This window comes from Vibrio diabolicus, assembly GCF_011801455.1.
GTDB lineage: Bacteria > Pseudomonadota > Gammaproteobacteria > Enterobacterales > Vibrionaceae > Vibrio > Vibrio diabolicus.
This window is the reverse complement of the sequence record NZ_CP042451.1, coordinates 1542833-1565077: the sequence shown is the minus strand read 5'-3', so window position 1 is coordinate 1565077 and position 22245 is coordinate 1542833. Positions and strand designations below refer to the sequence as shown.

General features: G+C 46.1%; 4 protein-coding genes. 2 read left to right on the top strand and 2 right to left on the bottom strand.

Annotated elements, in window-relative coordinates; all coding sequences use genetic code 11:
• Positions 1-13 precede the first annotated feature (13 nt).
• Positions 14-6556 carry a Calx-beta domain-containing protein gene (locus tag FR741_RS07655; protein WP_167426552.1) on the bottom strand — a complete coding sequence of 2181 codons (6543 nt, stop codon included), beginning with the start codon at positions 6554-6556 and terminating at the stop codon, positions 14-16.
• 402 nt (positions 6557-6958) lie between these two features.
• Between FR741_RS07655 and FR741_RS07650 the strand changes: the two genes are divergently transcribed.
• Both FR741_RS07650 and FR741_RS07645 read left to right on the top strand, forming a co-directional pair.
• Positions 6959-8275 carry a TolC family outer membrane protein gene (locus FR741_RS07650; protein ID WP_167426551.1) on the top strand — a complete coding sequence of 439 codons (1317 nt, stop codon included), beginning with the start codon at positions 6959-6961 and terminating at the stop codon, positions 8273-8275.
• A 2-nt stretch (positions 8276-8277) separates the two neighbouring features.
• Positions 8278-8892 (top strand): OmpA family protein, encoded by a 615-nt coding sequence (locus FR741_RS07645; RefSeq protein WP_006741557.1) that lies wholly within the window; start codon positions 8278-8280, stop codon positions 8890-8892.
• An 86-nt stretch (positions 8893-8978) separates the two neighbouring features.
• On the opposite strand, the gene FR741_RS07640 is transcribed toward FR741_RS07645, so the two are convergent.
• A complete protein-coding gene (locus FR741_RS07640) occupies positions 8979-21848 on the bottom strand; it encodes a tandem-95 repeat protein (protein ID WP_167426550.1) in 12870 nt (4289 codons plus the stop codon).
• Between the last annotated feature and the right edge of the window lie 397 nt (positions 21849-22245).

Genomic DNA, 22245 nt, shown 5'->3' with positions numbered 1-22245 from the left:
TATCTTTGGCCATCTATTCTCGTAATTGATCGAGATTAGAAATCAGACTATTGGCAATATCGGCTGCAGAGGCACCATCAAAGTTAACCTCTAGCTGTTGTCCATCTTTGTTGATGGTCAACGTCGAGTTACCTCCACTTTCAGTCACTTCAACGGAAATGTCATCCACACTGCCGCGATAGTCACCCGAACCAAGATCATCAAGCAAGGCGGAGATATCCGTACCACTCATATCGTCAAATACATCGGTAAAATCAAGCTGATCCCCGTCACTGAAATCTGTCACGGTATCAGTTGCGGATTGCATTTCTGTCCATTTGAATACGTCATCACCTTCACCGCCAGTCAAGATATCATTACCTAAACCACCGATGATCAGGTCATTGCCTTCAGTACCAACCAGAATATCATCGCCATCTGTCCCCATAACCAGATTCAGATCCGAATTTAAGGCCATGGTTTGATAACCAAGCGCCGTGACAGCGTCTACCGTGACGTTCTCGAAATCAACCGCTACCGTAGCTTCGTTACTTACCGCACCATCAGTGTCAATAGCTTGGTAGGTAAAGTCATCGTTCACGTCAGTAAAACTGGTGATTTCAGTTCCCACCAAGGTAAAGCCCGCTTTATCACTCGCGCTATCGGTTTCTGGAGTAAGTCGAATTTCATCAAAGCTGCCATTTGCTAACGCAACGGTAATAGAACCTTCGTGGTTGCTGGTATAAGTAATATCCGTTGAGTAAAACTGCTGAACATCAACAAGTGCACCATTTAGGAAGATGTATGCCGTTAACCATGCACCACCACTGTTGAAGCGGTCATTCAGACTGGCTAAGTTCAGTTTCGCTTCGTTAGCTGATAAATCCTCATCCAGTTCTAACGTAATATATTCACCAGTACTGATTTCATCACCCTGACCCGTTTCATTTGGCGAAACGACAACCAACCCGACCTGTTGATTCGCAAAATCGACTGAAATCTGAGCGTCGGAATCAAAGATGATGCTGTTGCCAATGGTGATGATCTGGCCTCCAGTGAACGTTAAGTTCGAGTTAGGAGGAGTGTAGGATCCCACCAAGATATCTTTCCCTTGTTCTTCAAGAAGGTCGGCTGAGTCAAAGCTCTGCTCCTCAAAGAAATCTTCAGTCAGACGATACTTAACCTCTGTGTTTTCAGGGAACTGTGTGGTTTCGTCTATAATGACTTCCTGTCCATTTCCATCCACATAATACAGTTCACCGTGTTCAGGAAGGCTAACGACCTGAATTAAAATATCATCATCATTTGCAGTAACTGCGTCATCTTCGAGATCTTCAACACGCTGTTCCCCAGACGTCGTTAATCCATCAAACTCAACATCCTGAACCGGGAAAATACCATTTTGAACATCGAGCGAAATGATGAAATCACGGGCTGTAGGTGGTGAGTTATCCACGATGGTCGCCAGACCAGTATCGCTGCCTTGCACTGCTCCCAAGCCAGTTACTGTAACGCTGAAATCTTCAGGGCCTTCATACACACCGTCATCAATTGATTCGATGCGTAGATCAAATTCCGTCATACCTGCCGGCACCGTCACAATGCCACTTACAGGTACACTTACCCAACCTGAACCGGTGTTGTACTCTAGAGTGCCAAGGTCACCTACTTCTGTTTCATCCAGATTCAGCGTTAATTGAACCTCGACCGCTGCTTCTGAGGCATTACTCAATGACACGGTAAATGTAGCGAAACTACCTTCATCAATGGTACCCGCATCCGAGATAGACACAGTTGGTCGATCGTCGTCCGTTTTAGTGCCATCATCCACAATGGTCGCCAAACCAGTATCGGTGCCCTGAACTGCGCCCAAACCAGTCACGGTCACGCTGAAGTCTTCCGGACCTTCATAAACTTCATCATCAATGGTCGCAATGCGCACATCAAATTCGGTAAGCATTGCTGGCACTGTTACGATGCCATCGACAGGCACAGCAACCCAACCTGCTCCGGTGTTATATTCTAGCGAGCCAAGATCATCCACTTCTGTTTCGTCTGGGTTTAAGGTCAACTGCACCTGAACTGTACCTTCCGAAGCATTACTCAATGACACGGTAAACGTCGCGATATCACCCTCATCTACGATACCCGCATCTGAGATAGATACGGTCGGGCGATCATCATCCGGGTCAGGACCAGGGCCGTTACCGCCGTCGTAAATAATACCCAACGCAGTGTCAGTACCAAGTACTCCAGTTGCACCTTGCACTGCAACCGTGAAGGTTTCATCTCCTTCATACACATCGTCGTCCGTGGTTGGGACAAACAGTTTGAGATCGGTTTCACCTGCTGGGATAGTATACGTGCCATCACTGTTGGCGGTCACCACAGTTACTCCATCAGATAATGTCAGCTTAATAGCACCAATGTCGCCAGGCTCTGCCGTATTAGTTCCTCCTGTTGATGTGCTCAACCTTACCGTCACGTCAATATCGGCAGCCTCCGACAACCGGACGGTATACACAGCCTCAGTACCTTCATTCACGCCCACGCTATCTTCGACAATATAGACACTTGGACGGTCATCGTCTGGATCGGGACCAGGGCCGTTACCACCGTCGTAAATAATGCCCAGCGCACTGTCACTACCTAGGACGCCCGTGTCACCTTGTACCGCCACAGTGAAGGTTTCATCCCCTTCGTAGACGCCATCATCTGTGGTTGGCACAGTGACTTTCAGCTCGTTCTCACCGGCGGGAATGGTGTACGTACCGTCACTGTTGGCATTCACCACTGTCACACCATCAGCAAGGGTCACCACAAAGCTACCTATATCGTCCGCTTCCACCGTGTTGCTGCCGTCGGTTGAGGTGTTCAACCTGACGGTCACATCGATATCGGCCGCCGCCGACAATCTAACGGTATACACAGCATCGGTACCTTCGTTAACACCCACGCTACCTTCAACGATGTAGACACTCGGGCGGTCATCGTCTGGATCGGGTCCTGGGCCAGTGCCGTCATCCACAATCGTCGCCGTACCTGTATCGCTGCCTTGCACCGCCCCAATGCCAGTCACCGTCACACTGAAATCTTCAGGGCCTTCATAAACGGTGTCATCAATGGAAGCGATGCGCACATCAAATTCGGTTTGCCCGGCTGGCACGGTCAACACGCCATCGTTTGGCACTGCAACCCAACCACTTCCCGTGTTGTATTCTAAGGTACCTAAGTCACCGGCTTCAGTGTCACCCGAATTGAGGCCTAGCTCGACTTGAACAGTGGACTCGGAGGCATTCGATAGCGTCACTTTGAAGTTCGCCGTATCACCTTCATTAATAATGCCAGCATCGGTAATAGTCACGCTTGGGCGGTCATCATCGGGATCAGGTCCAGGGCCACTGCCATCATCCACAATCGTTGCTGTACCCGTATCGCTGCCTTGTACCGCCCCAATGCCAGTTACTGTCACACTGAAATCTTCAGGGCCTTCATAAACGGTGTCATCAATAGAAGCAATACGCACATCAAACTCAGTTTGCCCCGCTAGCACCGCTACCACGCCATCGTTTGGTACTGCAACCCAACCGCTTCCCGTGTTGTATTCTAAGGTACCTAAGTCACCGGCTTCGGTATCGCCGAGATTAAGACCCAACTCCACTTGCGTTTCGGCTTCAGACGCATTCGATAACGTAACTTTGAAGTTAGCTGTTTCACCTTCATTAATAATGCCAGCATCGGTAATAGTCACACTTGGGCGGTCATCATCGGGATCAGGTCCAGGGCCACTGCCGTCATCCACAATCGTTGCTGTACCCGTATCGCTGCCTTGCACCGCACCAATGCCCGTTACCGTAACACTGAAATCTTCAGGACCTTCATAAACGGCGTCATCAATGGAAGCAATGCGCACATCAAACTGAGTCTGCCCGGCAGGCACCGTCACCACACCGTCGTTTGGCACCGTAACCCAACCGGAGCCCGTGTTGTATTCTAAGGTGCCTAAGTCACCGACTTCGGTATCACTCAAGTTGAGGCCTAGCTCGACTTGAACAGTGGACTCGGAGGCATTCGACAGCGTCACTTTGAAGTTCGCCGTATCACCTTCATTAATAATGCCAGCATCGGTAATAGTCACACTTGGGCGGTCATCATCGGGATCAGCTCCAGGGCCACTGCCGTCATCCACAATCGTTGCTGTACCCGTATCGCTGCCTTGCACCGCACCAATGCCGGTTACCGTGACACTGAAATCTTCAGGGCCCTCATAAACGGCGTCATCAACAGAAGCAATGCGCACATCAAATTCGGTCTGTCCGGCAGGCACCGTCACCACACCGTCGTTTGGCACCGTAACCCAACCGGAGCCCGTGTTGTATTCTAAGGTGCCTAAGTCACCCGCTTCGGTATCGCCTAAGTTGAGGCCAAGTTCAACTTGAACACTCGATTCGGAGGCATTCGATAAGGTGACTTTGAAGTTCGCAGTCTCACCCTCATTAATGGTGCCAGCGTCGGTAATAGCCACGCTTGGACGGTCATCGTCTGGATCGGGACCTGGGCCACTGCTGTCATCCACAATCGTTGCCGTGCCCGTATCGCTGCCTTGCACCGCACCAATGCCCGTTACCGTAACACTGAAATCTTCTGGACCTTCGAACACCGCGTCATCAATAGAAGCAATGCGTACATCAAACTCAGTCTGCCCGCCAGGCACCGTCACCACACCATCGTTTGGCACCGTAACCCAACCGGAGCCCGTGTTGTATTCTAAGGTGCCTAAGTCACCCGCTTCGGTATCGCCTAAGTTGAGGCCAAATTCAACTTGAACACTCGATTCGGAGGCATTCGATAACGTAACTTTGAAGTTCGCCGTATCACCCTCGTTAATAGTGCCAGCATCCGTAATAGCCACACTAGGACGGTCATCGTCTGGATCGGGACCTGGGCCACTGCTGTCATCCACAATCGTTGCCGTGCCCGTATCACTGCCTTGTACCGCACCAACGCCCGTTACCGTTACACTGAAATCTTCTGGACCTTCGTACACCGCATCGTCAATAGAAGCAATGCGCACATCAAACTCGGTCTGTCCGGCTGGCACCGTTACCACACCATCGTTTGGTACCGCTACCCAACCTGAGCCAGTGTTGTATTCAAAGGTTCCGAGATCACCGACTTCGGTATCACCAAGATTAAGGCCAAGTTCTACCTGAACATCGTCTTCGGAAGCATTAGTTAACGAAACAACAAAGTTAGCGGTGTCACCTTCGTTGATGGTGCCAGCATCACTGATAGATACCGTTGGACGATCATCGTCTGGATCGGGGCCCGGGCCACTGCCGTCATCCACAATCGTCGCCGTGCCCGTATCGCTGCCTTGCACCGCGCCAATGCCAGTTACTGTCACACTGAAATCTTCAGGGCCTTCATAAACGGCGTCATCAATAGAAGCAATGCGTACATCAAATTCGGTCTGTCCGGCAGGCACCGTCACTACGCCATCGTTTGGCACTGTGACCCAACCACTTCCCGTGTTGTATTCCAAGGTGTCTAAGTCGCTGGCTTCTGTATCACCTAGGTTGAGACTTAGTTCGACCTCAACATCTGTAGCTGATGGATTCGATAAAGACACTTTAAAGCTGGCTAACTCACCTTCATTAATCGTCCCTGCATCGCTCATCGTTACCGTTGGACGATCATCATCAGGACTTAAACCAGGCCCACTACCATCATCAACAATGGTTGCAATCCCAGTTGCAGGTGTACTTTGTTCTTCTGTGTTGCCAGAAAGCGTAAATGTTTCTGGACCTTCGAATATAGAGTCATTTATAGAATCGAGAGAAACCGTAAAACCATTTTCACCTAACGGGACCGACACAGTAAAAATACCGTTGTCATCGACTGAGACTTCTTCTGTTGTGCCATCGGAAAATGTTATGAGAACCCTCTCGTTGACGTAGTCACTTCCGCTCTCGTCAGTAGATCCACCAGTCGCAGTCTGATCGAACAGCGAAAAAGTGATATTGATATTGTCTTCTGTTGGTTGGTTAAGTGTGACGTCGAAGGAAACCAGATCGCCCTCATTGACAGTTGGGCTAGAAATCTCTTGAACAATTACTGTTGCAGGAACTGATATTGCTGTTGGTTCTGGTGGTTGTATTTGGAAAATATCGAGTAGCGTCTCTACCTGAGTACTTGAAAATCCTGTTCCGTCAGTTCCCACTGTCTCAAAATTGGTACTGGCGAGTAATTCAGCACCTGTGCGATCTATAGCCCCCGTATTTTGTGGGCTAGACCCGTTTCCTTCACCTGCAGCAGGATCAAACTCTTCACCCAGCTCAGTCGGGTCTTCCCCACTAGCAATTGCTTCAATTAACGCTGTTATATCATCAGTTACGTTTATCGAACTTCCTTGTGGTGTCACCTGCTCGATCACAAGCTCAGAAGTATCTGATACCTCATCAATTATTAACTCTCCTGGTTGAGGTAGTTGTCCCTCTTCTAGGGTCCTAATTTCCCCATCCAGCCCGATAACCACGATGTTGCCCATCAATGAGCTCAAAGTTACTCGATCCATATCTACCTCGCCCCACTTCAAACCAAGTCAAAAGTTTGTCACCCCTACATTTACGTCTATAGTTTAGTCAAAATCATCATTTTTTCGTTGTATACGTAGCTCGTGGGATGCTTGGTAACTCAAGGGGCGGAGTTATTCAAAAAGTACAGAGTTACGCTAGCTGCGAAACGCTATGATATTAAGAATTCACGCTTTTCTCTGGCCTAAACATGCTGTGTTGCTGAGCAACATTTGCCATATGTGCTAAGGTTTAAAAAGGCGAAATTCTGGAATTTTTAAACAAAAGCCTAGTTTTAACAGTAGGTTGATAAATCCCTTACTCAAGCACTGTTATTTATGACGTTTCGTCTCAGTTATGAGATGAAATAGCAAAAAGCAACACGAATTTTTAGGAGAAATAGCGTGAAATGGAACCGACTAAATATTGCTTGCTGCTGTAGTTTAATAGTGTCTGTACCCGTTTTCGGTCAAACTTTAGAGCAAGCCGTGGCATTGACGTTAAAAAACAATCCTGACATTAAGAGCGCATTTAACGAGTTCACCAGTCGAAAATACGTAAATGAAGCCTCTTCGGGCGCCTACTTACCTTCTATTGATTTAGATGCGGGCATTGGTTACGAGGGATTAGACCCTTCTGACGAGGTGGGACGTGGGGATACAGATTACACTAGAAAGGAAGCTTCGGTAACACTAACTCAGCTCATATGGGATGGCAGTGCAACCTTAAATGATATCGATCGTACCGCAGCCGATGCAGAGTCAGTTAGATTTCAACTTTTGGCCGATGCATCAGATAAAGCGCTTGAAGTCACCAAAGTGTATTTAGACGCAGTAAAAGCTTACGAAATACTCAAGCTTTCTGAAAATAACTTGGCGGTTCACAAAGATATTTACGAAGACATTAAAAAACGAGTCAACTCAGGTATAGGCTCTACCGCTGACTTAACACAGGTAGAAGCACGTTTGGCAAAAGCACACGGTAATTTGGCAGCTGCTCAAAATAATTTGTACGACTCTCACACTATGTTCACTCGTTTAGTGGGTCAAACCCCGCAAGGGTTGATCTTTCCAAGAGCGGATCAGAATTTCATTCCATACACCATTGATGAAGCGGTAGGTTTGGCATTTGAACTACACCCTGTCATTCAAGTCGCGCTCGCAGACGTAGACTCTGCTAAGTTTCAATACAAACAATCTAAAGGTGTTAATTACCCAACCATTTCCATTGAAGCTTCACAAACATGGCGTGACGACGCTGATGGCTTAAAAGGCCGCAGTGATGAGACACTTGCCATGCTACGTCTACGCTACAACCTATTTAATGGCGGCAGTGACGCTGCAAACTCAGAAAACTTTGCCTATCAGTTAAATAAAGCGAAAGACTTACGTGAAGGTGCTTATCGCAATGTTGAAGAAGGGTTAAGGCTTTCATGGAGCGCACTGGATTTGACCCTACAGCAAAAAGAGTTCTTGTCAGATCATGTAGACTCGGCATCTGAAACCGTTATTGCGTATGAAAAACAATATCGCATTGGTAAGCGAACACTGCTTGATCTATTGAATACTGAAAACGAACTCTTTGAGGCACGTAAAGACTACTTAGATTCTAAATACGCAGAGCAGTACGCCAAATATCGAGTGATGAACGCAACAGGTCAACTGTTGAGTGCATTAAGGGTTGAAATGCCTAAAGAATGGCTAGAAGAAGTGGAGTATTAATTATGAAATACATAACTCTTATTGCACTCTCATTGATGATTTCGGCATGCAGTTCATCCGATAAAGGCGATGAATATGATTATATTGATACGCCCATTGCCGATCAGTGGGCAGATCATCTTGATGATGATTCTGATGGAGTCATTAATGAGCGCGATTTATGTCCGGGTACTCCTTTAGGTGCCGAGATAGATAACGATGGCTGCGGTTCGTATGTCGACTCCTCGCAAGAAATGCAAATTCGAGTTCTGTTCGCGAATGATTCCGATGTGATCAATCCTATCTTTACGGAGCAAATTCGAGAACTATCCGACTTCTTGAAGGAGTATCCAAATACATCGATAGAGATTCAGGGCTATGCCAGTCGTACTGGTACTGCAGAACACAATCTTGACTTATCTAAACGCCGCGCTGAGAACGTTAGAAAAGAACTCATGATGAATGGTATTAGTGGAGATAGAGTCACCATTGTCGGCTATGGAGACACGGTACTTGCAACACAAGGCACAGACCAAGTGAGTCATGCGTTGAACCGTCGAGTCACCGCAACGGTGATTGGCCACAAAGGTGAAGTGAAGAAAGAGTGGACCGTTTTCACGACACTTCCTAAGAGCTAACATCGCGATGAACTGAGTTTAAAAGTAAAAGGTCTGGCAAAATGCTAGACCTTTTTTGATTTTCAATTTTCCCTGTGACTAGACTACTACATGTCTTTGTATTGCGCTTCTAAACTTGCAATCAGACTTTGAGTCACATCATCGACACTTGCACCATCAAAATGGATGTCCAATGTCGAGCCGCCTTTCGTAATACTCAAGTTCGCTTCCGAGCCGCCATCTGGTGCCACTTCTACGTGATACTCTCCGACATCACCAGTATGATCACCGGACTGAAGATCAGTAAGAAGCTCACCAACTTCATCTTTTGATAAGTCATCAAACAGATCGGAGAAGTCTAAAGTATCCTCATCTTTGTTGAAATCAGTAACGGTATCAACCTCGTTGGTCACTTCACTCCACTTAAAGATGTCAGAGCCCTCATCTCCCGTTAAGATATCATTACCCAAACCACCAATCAGAATATCATCACCTTCACCACCAACGAGTATGTCGTTACCACCCTGACCAAACAGTAAATCGTTGCCAGCACCACCAGATAAGTTATCCGACTTATCACCTTGGTGAGATTGGTTGAATTCTTCTAAGTTATTTTTAACGTATTCATGGATGTCTTCACCATCAATGGTAGAAACATCTTGACCCGTTTGCTGTGCCACATGTGATTGAATCGCACTCAAACCTTGCTCATTACCGCCAAATTCAATTAAATCACCCAGCAAGATATCGTCACCTTCTCCACCCTGAATAGTGTCTGAGCCTTGTTTTAGGGGCACATCTTGACCCAATATCGTTTCAGCAAGTTTAGTAACATCGATATCTGACTCTACCACACCATCAGTGTCATACTGCTTAAGTGTCTGTTCATCAACACCACTACCAAGACCTATCGACTCTACTGAAGACAATGCTGCTAACACTTGATACATATGTTGAGCTTGTGTTGAGCTGCCACTTTCATCGTAGTAACGGATAGAACCATTATATCTGTCGATATCACCAAGGGTTCTGCCTGTTAGCGGTGAATATACCTGACCGTAACTATCTATAACGACGTCACCTTTGTAGGTAACCGTCTGTCCGTATGAATAACTACTGTTACTAACTATATCTTGCAGGGTAACAAGCTTGCCAGAATCATCGACATCCAAAATCACTTTCGAGAATTCATTCGGCGCTAAATGATAGAGATGCGTTGCTCTATTTGGTTGACCATCAGTAACAAAGTACGTGATATTTTGGCCATTAGGGTTAGGTTGACTGCTAAACCATTCAACAGCTGACTGTAAACCCGCCTCATAGTTTGTGCCGCCGTCACCCTCATCACCTATAGCACTATTCAGTTCTTTTACAAACTCATCTCTTGCTGTTGGAGAACTCAAGTCAACGGAAATAACTGCTGACGCACTTGAAGCAAACTCACTGAGGTGAATATTCACTGTTCCAGGCTTCTCACCCTGATTTGCAGCACTTAACAGTTCATCAAACACATCTAGCACTTCTTGCTTCGCAGTTCCTACCCAGTTACCCATGCTCCCCGAAGTATCCAAAACAAAGGCGATGTTGTAGTCCTGACCGGCCATGATCTCCAACCCTTGGACATCGCCAACAATAATATCGTGATCGTCACTGCCCGTTATCTGATCGTTCCCATGTGAACCCGACTCTAGAACATAGTCACGAGCTGTAAGCTCAACAGACTCTGTTGTTGAAGCGGCATCATTATTTGCTTCTTCAACCGACGTCGCGGTAACGCTTAGTGGGAACTCTAGACTACCTTCATAATCAAACGGTACTCTGATATCTAAAGAGACCTTACCGTTAGCATCCAGGGTGACAAGATAATTACCGTTTGCGTCCTGATTAACGGCATGTCCATCGATATACAGCTCTACACCATCCGGCAAACCTTCCACAAAAACAGTTTGCGCCAAGCTTTCACTTCCATCGACATCAACCAAATCAACGTTAATATCAACGGGAATCCAACGCTCTTGAAGCACTTCATAGGTGCCGTCGGGCTTCAATTCAACGACTTTGTCTGCAAAAACAATTCGTTCAATTTCATATAAGTGATCACCACGATCATCACTACCTGTGTGGTCGTTTACCGAATCGATAGAACGATTATCTAGCAAAATCCAATATGGGACTTGACCTCCATGATCGTCTTTGAAGGTCATTTTGTAGTCACTGAAGTTTCCAGTTAAGTAAACCGTATCTTGGCCATCATAATCTGTAATAGTGGACGCATCATCACCATAGAAAGAGTCGTTATTACCACCGCCAATAAATACGTCATCACCGCCGCCACCGTAGAAGGTGTCATTGTAATCAGTCCCAACGAATAAGCTATCGGTATCGCTTCTGTCGTTGTTGTCTCCTACCATCACTCCGGCGTATGAGTGATTTTTTTGCACGACATCATCCAAACCAAGATCAGCAGCGACGAGTTCATTCTCTGTAGGCGTTTTATCTATCGCAGAAGTGGCTAAGTTGTGATTAGGATCAACAGCATCTCTCTTTACTAACTCTCCAACATTAATCGTGATCGCAGGGGCATCTGCAACTGCGACAACGTTGATATCAAGCGTATTTGTTGCGCCAGTATTTGTGGTGTAATTAATTAATGGAACATCACCTGACCAGTGCTCGGTAGGTTCAAATACGTAACTACCATCTTGGTTTACTAATAAAGTGCCACTGGTCAAAGATACGTTTTCACCTACCGCATAGTCAGTGCCATTAATAGTAATGTGATCAACCATCAGAAGGTTGTCGTCATCAGAGTCATTAGGCAATACATTACCCTGTAGCGAATTATCTTCGTTGGTCTTCCCAATATCACTTTCCGTTTCCGTCGGTAAGTTCTCATGTACTACAACATTGATCGCCAAGTTAGATTCTGCTGAATCACCATTCGCGCGTTCTGTACTCGTTGCCTTCAAATTGATTGTGAAGTCATCATGGGAGCCCGCTGGTGGAGTCACAGTAAGTGCATCTAATGCCCAACTTGTCACGTCCAGTTCTTCATCAATGTTTGCTACAGTAATAGAGCTGTTTCCATCTGAAAGGATCGCACCTACAGGTAAGCCAGTTAGCGTGACTTTAAGTGATTCAGAGCCATCTGTATCATTTAAGCTTGCTTTAATTTCAGAGAGCGGTATCGCTGTATCTTGTAACCCTTCGTTCAGCTGATATGTTTCGTAAAACGCAACACCATTAACTTCTTGTAGTTCAGACGTTCTGATATCAGTTGCTTCTAGTGCACTTTCATCACTAACTACGTAAAGACTACTATTGCTCAGATTGACAGGCGCTTGTCCATTAATGGATACATCCACATTAAAGTTACCCGGACCACTTTGGTTATGGTGATAGATTTCAATTGGATAAAAGCCAGATACCGAAGGGGTAAAGCTAGCACCCTTAATATCACCACTGTCGCTACCCCAACGAGCTTGATCAAGTAACGTACCACCCAACTTGATAGCAAGGCTATCATCTGCTTGGCCAACAAAGTCGTAACTTGAACCAGCTTCCAGATAAACAAGAGATGTAACGAGAACGGCCTCATTTGCTAAGGTCGCATTAGTACCTAAATCTTCTACATTTGCCCAACTCAATCGAGTACCATCGGCTTCATCAAGAACGTTGATCGCTGAGATTAGAGTCTCTCCATTGACCCCCATACCATCACTAGAACCAACTTGAACATTACTCCATGTCGTAACGTTAAACTCTTGTTGGGGTAATGAGTTCTCGTGCGTCACTGCGATTAAGTTCGGTTTATCAGCGATAGGGTTTACGTCTATTGTCAGTGTTGACTCTTGACCAGTACTCTGTCCATCTGTTGGTTTAAAGCCAATTTGAGCGTAACTAGACTCCTGATCTCCGACTTGATTTCCGCCGAAACTGTCACTGCCAGACTCATTTAATTCAGGTACAAAACGAACACTGTTTTCATCAAAGAGCGATTTATCAAGCACTTGATCGATTTGGACAGACTGCCAATCGCCCTCCGAATCTTTATACTCTAATGACCCATCGCTAGGAAGCGTTGTGATTTGGACGGAGAGCTCTGATACGTTAGAGTCCACATCGCTAATACCGAATGATGACCAATCAAGCATCACTTGGGTATCTTCACTCATCTCAACCGCGGAAGGCGAAGATTCAGGTGCATCATTCACATTTACCAGAGAAACATTGACCTCGGCAGTATCAATCCCGCCAGTTCCATCGATAACCTCAACCTGAAGCGTATAATCGCCCAAGTCAACATCATCGATTGTCTTGTTCAATGAAATCTCTCCGCTTGTCGGGTCGATATCAAAAATACCATTAGTGGTCGAGCCATCTGCAAAGCGGTATACAAGCACGTCATTATCGTGATCTTCAGCAACGACCGTACCAATAACGGACCCACTCACCGTGTTTTCGTTAACTGACCCGAAGTCGTAAACATCATCATTTGGTTTGTCACCAGCACTATCGCCGCCAGAAATAAACTCTGGAGCGTGCTGAGCATCTATAATAGAGACTGTTGCTTCATTCGAGTCACTTGCAAGCGTCGAATCTGCACCAACCGTACCAATTAGAGTCACAGTTAGGTTTTCAAGATCTTCGTAAATACCATCATCGAGAGTTTTTATATCAATCGGCGCCGACGTTTTACCCGCTGGAATCGTGACTGTGTACGTACTTGGAGCAATATAATCTTTGTCATCAACATTCCCGCCGATTGTGAATGTTACCAGTACATCTTCATCTGCTTTTTGGTCAATGTTGACGATAAATTTTGCATCACTACCTTCATCAACTGAGGATTGATCTGAGCTAATAGTCACTTTCGGTGCACTTTGGGCATCAACGATCACAACACTTGCGCTGTTATTTGAAGCAATGCTCGCATCAGCGCCATCCACCTCTTTAATGGTTACTGTGAAAGATTCTGTGCCCTCATAAATACCATCGGTGAGCGTCAGTAAGTCAAGAGCAGCTGAAGATTGACCCGCAGGAACTTCAACACTCAGAACGCCAACAAAATCTTTTCCATCTTGGGCCACGCCACTATATTCGACATGAACCGTAACGCTCTCATCTGCAACTTTATCAAGTGTCAGCGTAAAGCCTGCCGTTTCACCTTCATTTACGCTGTTTTGATCGGCACTAATACTAACTAAAGGTGCAGGATCAGAATCCACAATATTTGCGTTACCAGTTGCAATACCATTACTGGTGACACTACCGATTTCCGTAACCGTCAGACCAAAGCTCTCATTACCTTCATGGACATTATCTAGTTTGGTCGGGACTGCGACTTTAATTTCAGCGACACCTGGAGGTATAGTAACGTCTCCATTAGGCGCTATATCTAATGCTTGAGTTTGACCATGAGTATCCACATAGGTCACTACCATAGTGCCTAGATCAACATCTTCTGCAGTATAGCTATCATTTGTTGTTGACTTCAGATTGACGACAACGGCCTCTTGAACAGGGTTAGAGAGTAAAACGGTAAATATTGCGTTAGTTCCTTCAATGACATCGCCGGCATCTACTACGCTAAGTTCTGTACTATCATTATCAAGAACTGTTGCCGTCCCCGTTTCACCGCCGAGCTCAAGAACGATCGTTTCACTGCTTTCCACAACCAAATCATCAATAGTCGGAATCGATATTTCGAAGCTACTTATACCTGCAGGAACAATCAAGTAACCACCTAAGAAAACAACACCATTTGTGTAGGTTGCATTTGATAGATTTACGTCATTCTTATCAACTGAAGAACCTTGAGCAAGCATATCAACTTGGTACTTAACAGCAGTACTGGTGACTTCATCTAGAACAACCGAAAACGTGACATTGTCACCCTCAGTCACGCTATCACCGACCACAGACAGACTTGGCCCATTTTCAGCAACATTACCATCTAGCATTTCATTAACGATATTGACTGTAGATGGATCGCTAACGCCACTTTCAGAGTCGACGGCCGCATATCCAAAGCTGTCTTCGGCAGGAACACCTTCTACATAACGTAACTCCCAGTTACCTTCATTTTTCGTAGAAAAATCTAACTGAGTAATGACCGAACCTTCAGGAAGAGCTAGATCTTTCCCATAACCAACGCTTGTTTCTTGGAATAGCATGAAGTTGCCTTCAGGCTTCAAAAACTCGAACGTTTGAGTCTGTTGGACATTATTTGAATCTAAGTATGTAACCGTAATAAGCGCTGCGTTGTCATCACCGTAATCAAACAATCCACCTAGTCCATCTAGTCCAAGGTTTACGCTGCCCACAGGGTTGTTAGACAAATCGATCGTAATCGTTTCACCCTTCTCAATACCTTGCCCATCATTGTCAGCGATACCATTGCCGATGTGTGACACCTGGCGGTTGTACTGCGCAAGCTCACCGCTATCAGAAGAAATAGTGATAGAGGCTCCATTTGCTAAATGCTCAGTACGGGAAAGTGATGGACCACCATCTTCACTTAATCCCCAGTTATTGAAATCTGTTGTAGATTCCGAGCCATTAGGCGTATTTGGACGATCTTTGATACCTAATAAGAAGCCAACATTATCAGCTTCATAGTAAAGGCTGTCTTTGTCATAAAGCGTATCGCTTACTTCTTTAATTTCGTGCAACTCACCATCACTATCTTTAAAGAACAACGTACCTGAGGTTGGCAGTTCAGTAATTCGGACATGTAGATCGTTGCCTTTTAAGTCGTCTTCAACATCCGCGATATGATCTTGAGAGTCACCGCTACCCAGAGGTTTCGTATCGGTATCAAACACAACGTGCGTAAGCTGATCATCGGCCACATGCGTAAAGTCTTCACTGTCAGGTTTGTCGTTTACTGGCGTGACATCAACTTTAACAATGGTGGATTCACTGACACCACCGGAGGTGACGATATAGGTGAAACTGTCTACCCCGTGGTAGTTGTCGTTCGGCGTGTAGGTCACGGTGCCATCAGGGTTGACCGAGACAGTACCGTTAGCTGGGCCTTTATTGGTATCAAGCGACACTACTTTATCGTCGCCGTCAAACGTGTCGTTACCTAAGACTTTAATGATGGTTGGCGTGTCTTCCACGACTGTCGCGCGGTCAGATTCAATATCCGCCACAGGTGCAACCATGAAGTTCACCGTTTGGCTGATGCTTTCACCACTTGGATCAGTAGCAGTAAACGTTAGGGTTTCTGAGCCGTTCCAGTCTGCAGTCGGAGTGATATTGGCAACGCCATTCACAATAGAGACTTGGATGTTGTTATTGCCAGAGACGGAGAATTCTAGCGAGGAATCGGAATCTTTAAATACTTCATTCAAGTCGATCGTGTATGCATCGAAATCTTCCGATAAAACTTGGTCTGCAATCGCATTTTCAACAGTTGGTGCATCGTTAACACGATTCACAATCAAACTATCACTGTCGTTAGCCGTTGGATTAACACCATCCGATACTGACGCGCTTATAGTCAGATCTTTAAGGTTGAGTTCATCGTTGTTAACTGCATCAACACCCGCTTGAGTTAGTTTGACTTCATTGCCAACCAACACGAAGTAACCGTTTGAATTGTTTTCTAAAGAAACGGTTAATTGGTCTTCTGGCGTATCAGAATCAGCGACTTCCAACGTCGCCACTACCGTATCCGTGTTCACTGCGTCTTCAGTAATGCTTTCCACGGCATCGACCTTGATGGTTGGCGCATCGTTTACTGGATTAACGGTAACGGTCACCTTCGCTTGATCAGTCAGCACACCGTCGGTGATGGTGTAAGTGATCTCAGCATCACCATTGAAGTTTTCTCCCGGAGTGAAGACGAGTTTTCCATCCACCACTTCAACCGTACCCTGCTCTTTAGGTACAGAGGCTGATTCAATACTCAGCTTATCGCCATCCACATCGCTGTCGTTTGGCAGGACATCAATCGTCACTGGTGTGTCTTCGTCAGTAATCGCCGTGTCATCTTTTGCCACTGGCGCATCGTTGACTGGCGTCACATCGACGTTCACCGTGGTGGATTCCGATACCCCACCGGACGTAACGATGTAGGTAAAGCTGTCTGCCCCGTGGTAGTTGTCGTTTGGCGTGTAGGTTACGCTGCCGTCCGGGTTGACCGAGACCGTGCCGTTAGCTGGGCCTTTATTGGTATCAAGCGACACTACTTTGTCGTCGCCGTCAAACGTGTCGTTACCTAAGACCTTGATGATAGTTGGCGTGTCTTCAACAACCGTCGCTTTGTCTGCCACGATGTCCGCCACAGGCGCTACCGTGAAGTCCACCGTTTGACTGACGCTCTCGCCGCTTGGATCGGTAGCAGTAAACGTTAGGATTTCTGAGCCGTTCCAGTCTGCGGTTGGTGAGATGGTCGCGATGCCATTTTCAATCGAAACCAACACGTTGCTGTTGCCGGACACTGAGAAGCTAAGCACGGAGTCGCTGTCTTTAAATGCGTCGTTTAAATCAATCGTGTAGGTCGCGAAATCTTCCGATAACACTTGATCTGTAATGGCATTATCAACTGTTGGCGCATCGTTAACACGATTCACAACCAAGCTATCACTGTCGCTAGCCGTTGGATTAACACCATCCGACACTGACGCGCTGATAGTCAGGTCTTTAAGGTTGAGTTCATCGTTGTTAACCGCGTCAACACCCGCTTGAGTTAGCTTGACTTCATTGCCAACCAACACGAAGTAGCCGTTTGAGTTGTTCTCTAAAGAAACGGTTAATTGGTCTTCTGGCGTATCAGTATCACGAACCGTTAAGGTTGCGACTACCGTATCAGTGCTCACTGCATCTTCAGTGATGCTTTCTACGGCATCAACTTTGATAGTTGGCGCATCGTTTACTGGATTAACGCTAACTACCACTTTCGCTTCGTCGGTCAATTGACCATCCGTTACGATGTAGGTAATTTCAGCGTCGCCATTGAAGTTTTCTGCAGGAGTGAAAACGAGTTTTCCATCCACCACTTCAACCGTACCCTGCTCTTTAGGTACAGAGGCTGATTCAATACTCAGCTTATCGTCATCCACATCAGTGTCGTTTGGCAGAACATCAATAGTAACTGCGGTGTCTTCTTGTGTCGTAGCGATGTCATCTTTCGCCACTGGCGCGTCGTTGACCGGCGTCACATTGACTTCAACGGTAGTGAATTCGGATACACCGCCTGATGTCACGACATAAGTGAACGTATCTTTGCCGACGTAGTTGTCATCTGGTGTGTAGGTCACCGTGCCGTTGTTATTCACAATGACGGTGCCATTTTTAGGACCATTATCGGCGTCCAAAGACACCACTTTATCAGTGCCTTCGAACGTGTCGTTACCTAAGACGTTAATGATGGTTGGTGTGTCTTCGACTACATCCGCACTATCAGCCTCAATGTCAGCTACTGGTGCTACCGTAAAGTTCACCGTTTGACTGATGCTTTCACCGCTTGGGTCTTTAGCTGTGAAAGTAATTGTCTCTTTGCCATTCCAATCCGCAGTCGGAGTGATGGTAGCAACACCATTCACAATAGAAATTTGGATGTTGTTATTGCCAGAGACTGAGAATTCTAGCGAGGAATCGGAATCTTTGAATACTTCATTCAAGTCGATCGTGTATGCATCGAAATCTTCCGATAACACTTGATCTGTAATGACATTATCAACTGTTGGCGCATCGTTAACACGATTCACAACCAAGCTATCACTGTCGCTAGCCGTTGGATTAACACCATCCGACACTGACGCGCTGATAGTCAGGTCTCTAAGGTCGAGTTCATCGTTGTTAACCGCGTCAACACCCTCTTGAGTTAGCTTGACTTCATTGCCAACCAACACGAAGTAACCGTTTGAGTTGTTTTCTAGCAACACCGTAAGCTCATCTTCCGGCGTGTCAGTATCGCGAACCGTTAAGGTTGCCACTACCGTATCAGTGCTCACTGCGTCTTCAGTGATGCTTTCCACGGCATCAACCTTGATGGTTGGTGCATCGTTTACTGGGTTAACGGTAACGGTCACCTTCGCTTGGTCAGTCAGCACACCGTCGGTGATGGTGTAAGTGATCTCAGCATCGCCATGGAAGTTCTCTGCCGGTGTGAACACCAGTTTTCCATCAATAATTTCGACTGTACCTTGTGTTTCAGGTACAGACGCTGATTGGATAGACAGCGTATCGCCATCCACATCGGTGTCGTTTGGCAGGACATCAATCGTCACTGGCGTGTCTTCGTCAGTAACAGCGGTATCATCTTTTGCCACTGGCGCATCGTTGACTGGCGTCACATCGACGTTCACCGTGGTGGATTCACTGACGCCCCCGGAGGTAACGATGTAGGTGAAACTGTCTGTACCGTGGTAGTTGTCGTTTGGCGTGTAGGTTACGCTGCCATCAGGGTTGACCGAGACCGTGCCGTTAGCTGGACCATTGTTGGTATCCAGCGACACCACTTTATCGTCGCCTTCGAACGTGTCGTTATCTAAGACCTTGATGATGGTCGCCGTGTCTTCCACAACCGTCGCTTTGTCTGCCACGATGTCCTCCACAGGTGCAACCGTGAAGTTCACCGTTTGGCTAGCACTCTCGCCGCTTGGGTCGATGGCTGTGAACATTAACTCTTCTGAGCCGTTCCAGTCCGCGGTTGGGCTGATGGTCGCAATACCGTTCTCTATTGAGACATTTACATTACTATTACCAGAGACGCTGAAGGTCAGATCGCCATCCACATCGCTGAAAGCGGTATTTAGATCGATGGTGTATGGCGTGAAATCTTCCGCCAAGGTTTGGTCTGCGATGCTACTTTCAACTACAGGCGTGTCGTTCACGGCATTCACCGTAACTTTTACAGTCGCTTGGTCAGCTAGAGAACCATCAGTAACGGTATAAGTGATTTCAGCGTCGCCATGGAAGTTCTCTGCCGGTGTGAACACCAGTTTTCCATCAATAATTTCGACTGTACCTTGTGTTTCAGGTACAGACGCTGATTGGATAGACAGCGTATCGTCATCCACATCAGTGTCGTTTGGCAGAACATGAATCGTCACTGGTGTGTCTTCGTCAGTAATCGCCGTGTCATCTTTTGCCACTGGTGCATCATTCACTGGCGTCACATCAACGCTCACCGTGGTGGATTCCGATACCCCGCCTGACGTGACAATGTAGGTGAAGCTGTCTGTACCGTGGTAGTTGTCGCTTGGCGTGTAAGTTACGCTGCCATCAGGATTGACCGAGACCGTGCCGTTAGCTGGACCGTGATTGGTATCAAGCGACACCACTTTGTCGTCGCCTTCGAACGTGTCGTTATCTAAGACCTTGATGATGGTCGCCGTGTCTTCCACAACCGTCGCTTTGTCTGCCACGATGTCCGCCACAGGCGCAACCGTGAAGTTCACCGTTTGGCTAACGCTTTCACCGCTTGGATCAGTGGCAGTAAACGTTAGGATTTCTGAGCCGTTCCAGTCCGCGGTTGGAGTGAACGTAGCAATGCCATTGACGATCGCCACTTGAATGTTGCTGTTGCCAGAAACGCTGAAGCTCAGCTCGCCATCAACGTTATCCACATCGCTGAAAGCGGTATTCAGATCGATGGTGTATGGCGTGAAATCTTCCGCCAAGGTTTGGTTTGCGATGCTACTTTCAACTACAGGCGTGTCGTTCACGGCATTCACCGTAACTTTTACAGTCGCTTGGTCAGCTAGAGAACCATCAGTAACGGTATAAGTGATTTCAGCGTCGCCATTGAAGTTCTCAGTTGGCGTAAATACAAGCTTGCCGTCAATAATCTCGACTTGACCTTGGTCACTCGGCACAGACGCCGATTCAATGCTTAACGTATCACCATCGATGTCAGTGTCGTTTGGCAACACATCAATCGTTACTGAGGTATCTTCCTCTGTAATTGTTGCGTCATTAAGGGCAATAGGCGCATCGTTAACTGAGTTTACTGTTACCGAGACTTGAGCTTCATCCTCTAGCTCACCATCTGAGATGGTGTAGCTAATAGTTGCATTACCATTGAAGTTTTCAGCCGGAGTGAAAACAAGCTTACCATCGACAATCTCAACGATACCTTGCTTTTCTGATACAGAAGCAGAAGTAATGGATAAATCGTCACCTTCAATGTCACTGTCGTTAGCAAGCACATCAATTACAACCTGGGAATCTTCGTCAGTTTGAATCGCATCGTTAGTCGCTATTGGCGCGTCATTAACAGGCTTAATATCTAAATTAGCAGTGCCATTAATAACACCCCCATCGTCATCAATGACGTCATAGGAGAATAACACTTCAGTATCATCATCAGCTTCTGGTATATAAGTCCAAGATCCATCGTTGTTATCAATTAAAGTGCCATTCCCACTCTCAATAGTCACGTTTGTAACGATAAGAGTATCGGCATCATCAATATCGACATTTGATAGTAATTCTTCGGTAGTTATCGTGATGGGATCGCTATCTTCTTCGATAGCGCTTAATGTCACTGGAGAATTAGTAAGTGGTTTATTTGAGCCATCTCCACTGGTTTCTATATTTGTTGCGAAAAAGTCATTTAAGGTCAACGCTTGTGTTTCAGATAAACCGAGGGATTCCAAGCCAATAGTTTCAAAATTTGTTGAGGCCAGTACTTCAGTGCCATCCCGTGCAATCGTGGCACTATTTTGTAAACTTGAACCACTGTTTTCACCCGCAGCTGGCGCGAGTTCTTCATCAACTATAGAAGGGTCTTGACCTTGCTCAATAGCACCAATAATTCGTGCCACATCATCAGAAATATCTTTTGAGCCTTGCTCTTCAGTTAGTTGAATGTTCAAATTTAGAGGTGCAGCATCTGTCGTTGCCACTACCACTTCACCTGGTAGGGGCTGTTGTCCTTCTGTTAGGACTCTCAGCTCCCCATCTAAACCTATTACGACGACTTGATTACCGAGTGACACTAACGCTGTACGATCCATATAAATCTTAACCCTAAATAACTGTCAAGTTTTTGACTAACAATACTAATTTGCTATATATTGCCTGATTATATAGTGCAATAACAGCAATTTGATGCTCAATTAAGTAATTATGCGTCATACATCAATAGGAATCTATGCGCATATTTGTCTTGTTTTAATAAAAGCCACTCAACTCTTGTTAAACATCAATTTCACTTTAAAATCGGGATCCTTATTCAAAATTTAGACCCACCAAATGAATTGATTTATCAAGAATGAAACAAATGAACAATGAATCAACAGGTTACTTCATCGTGTATTAATGTTATTGTGCGCTAAATTATTGACGCCCTTATAGGTATCCCACTTATAAGCCCTCTCACCTCGAGAAATTTTATTATTATCTAGGAGAATC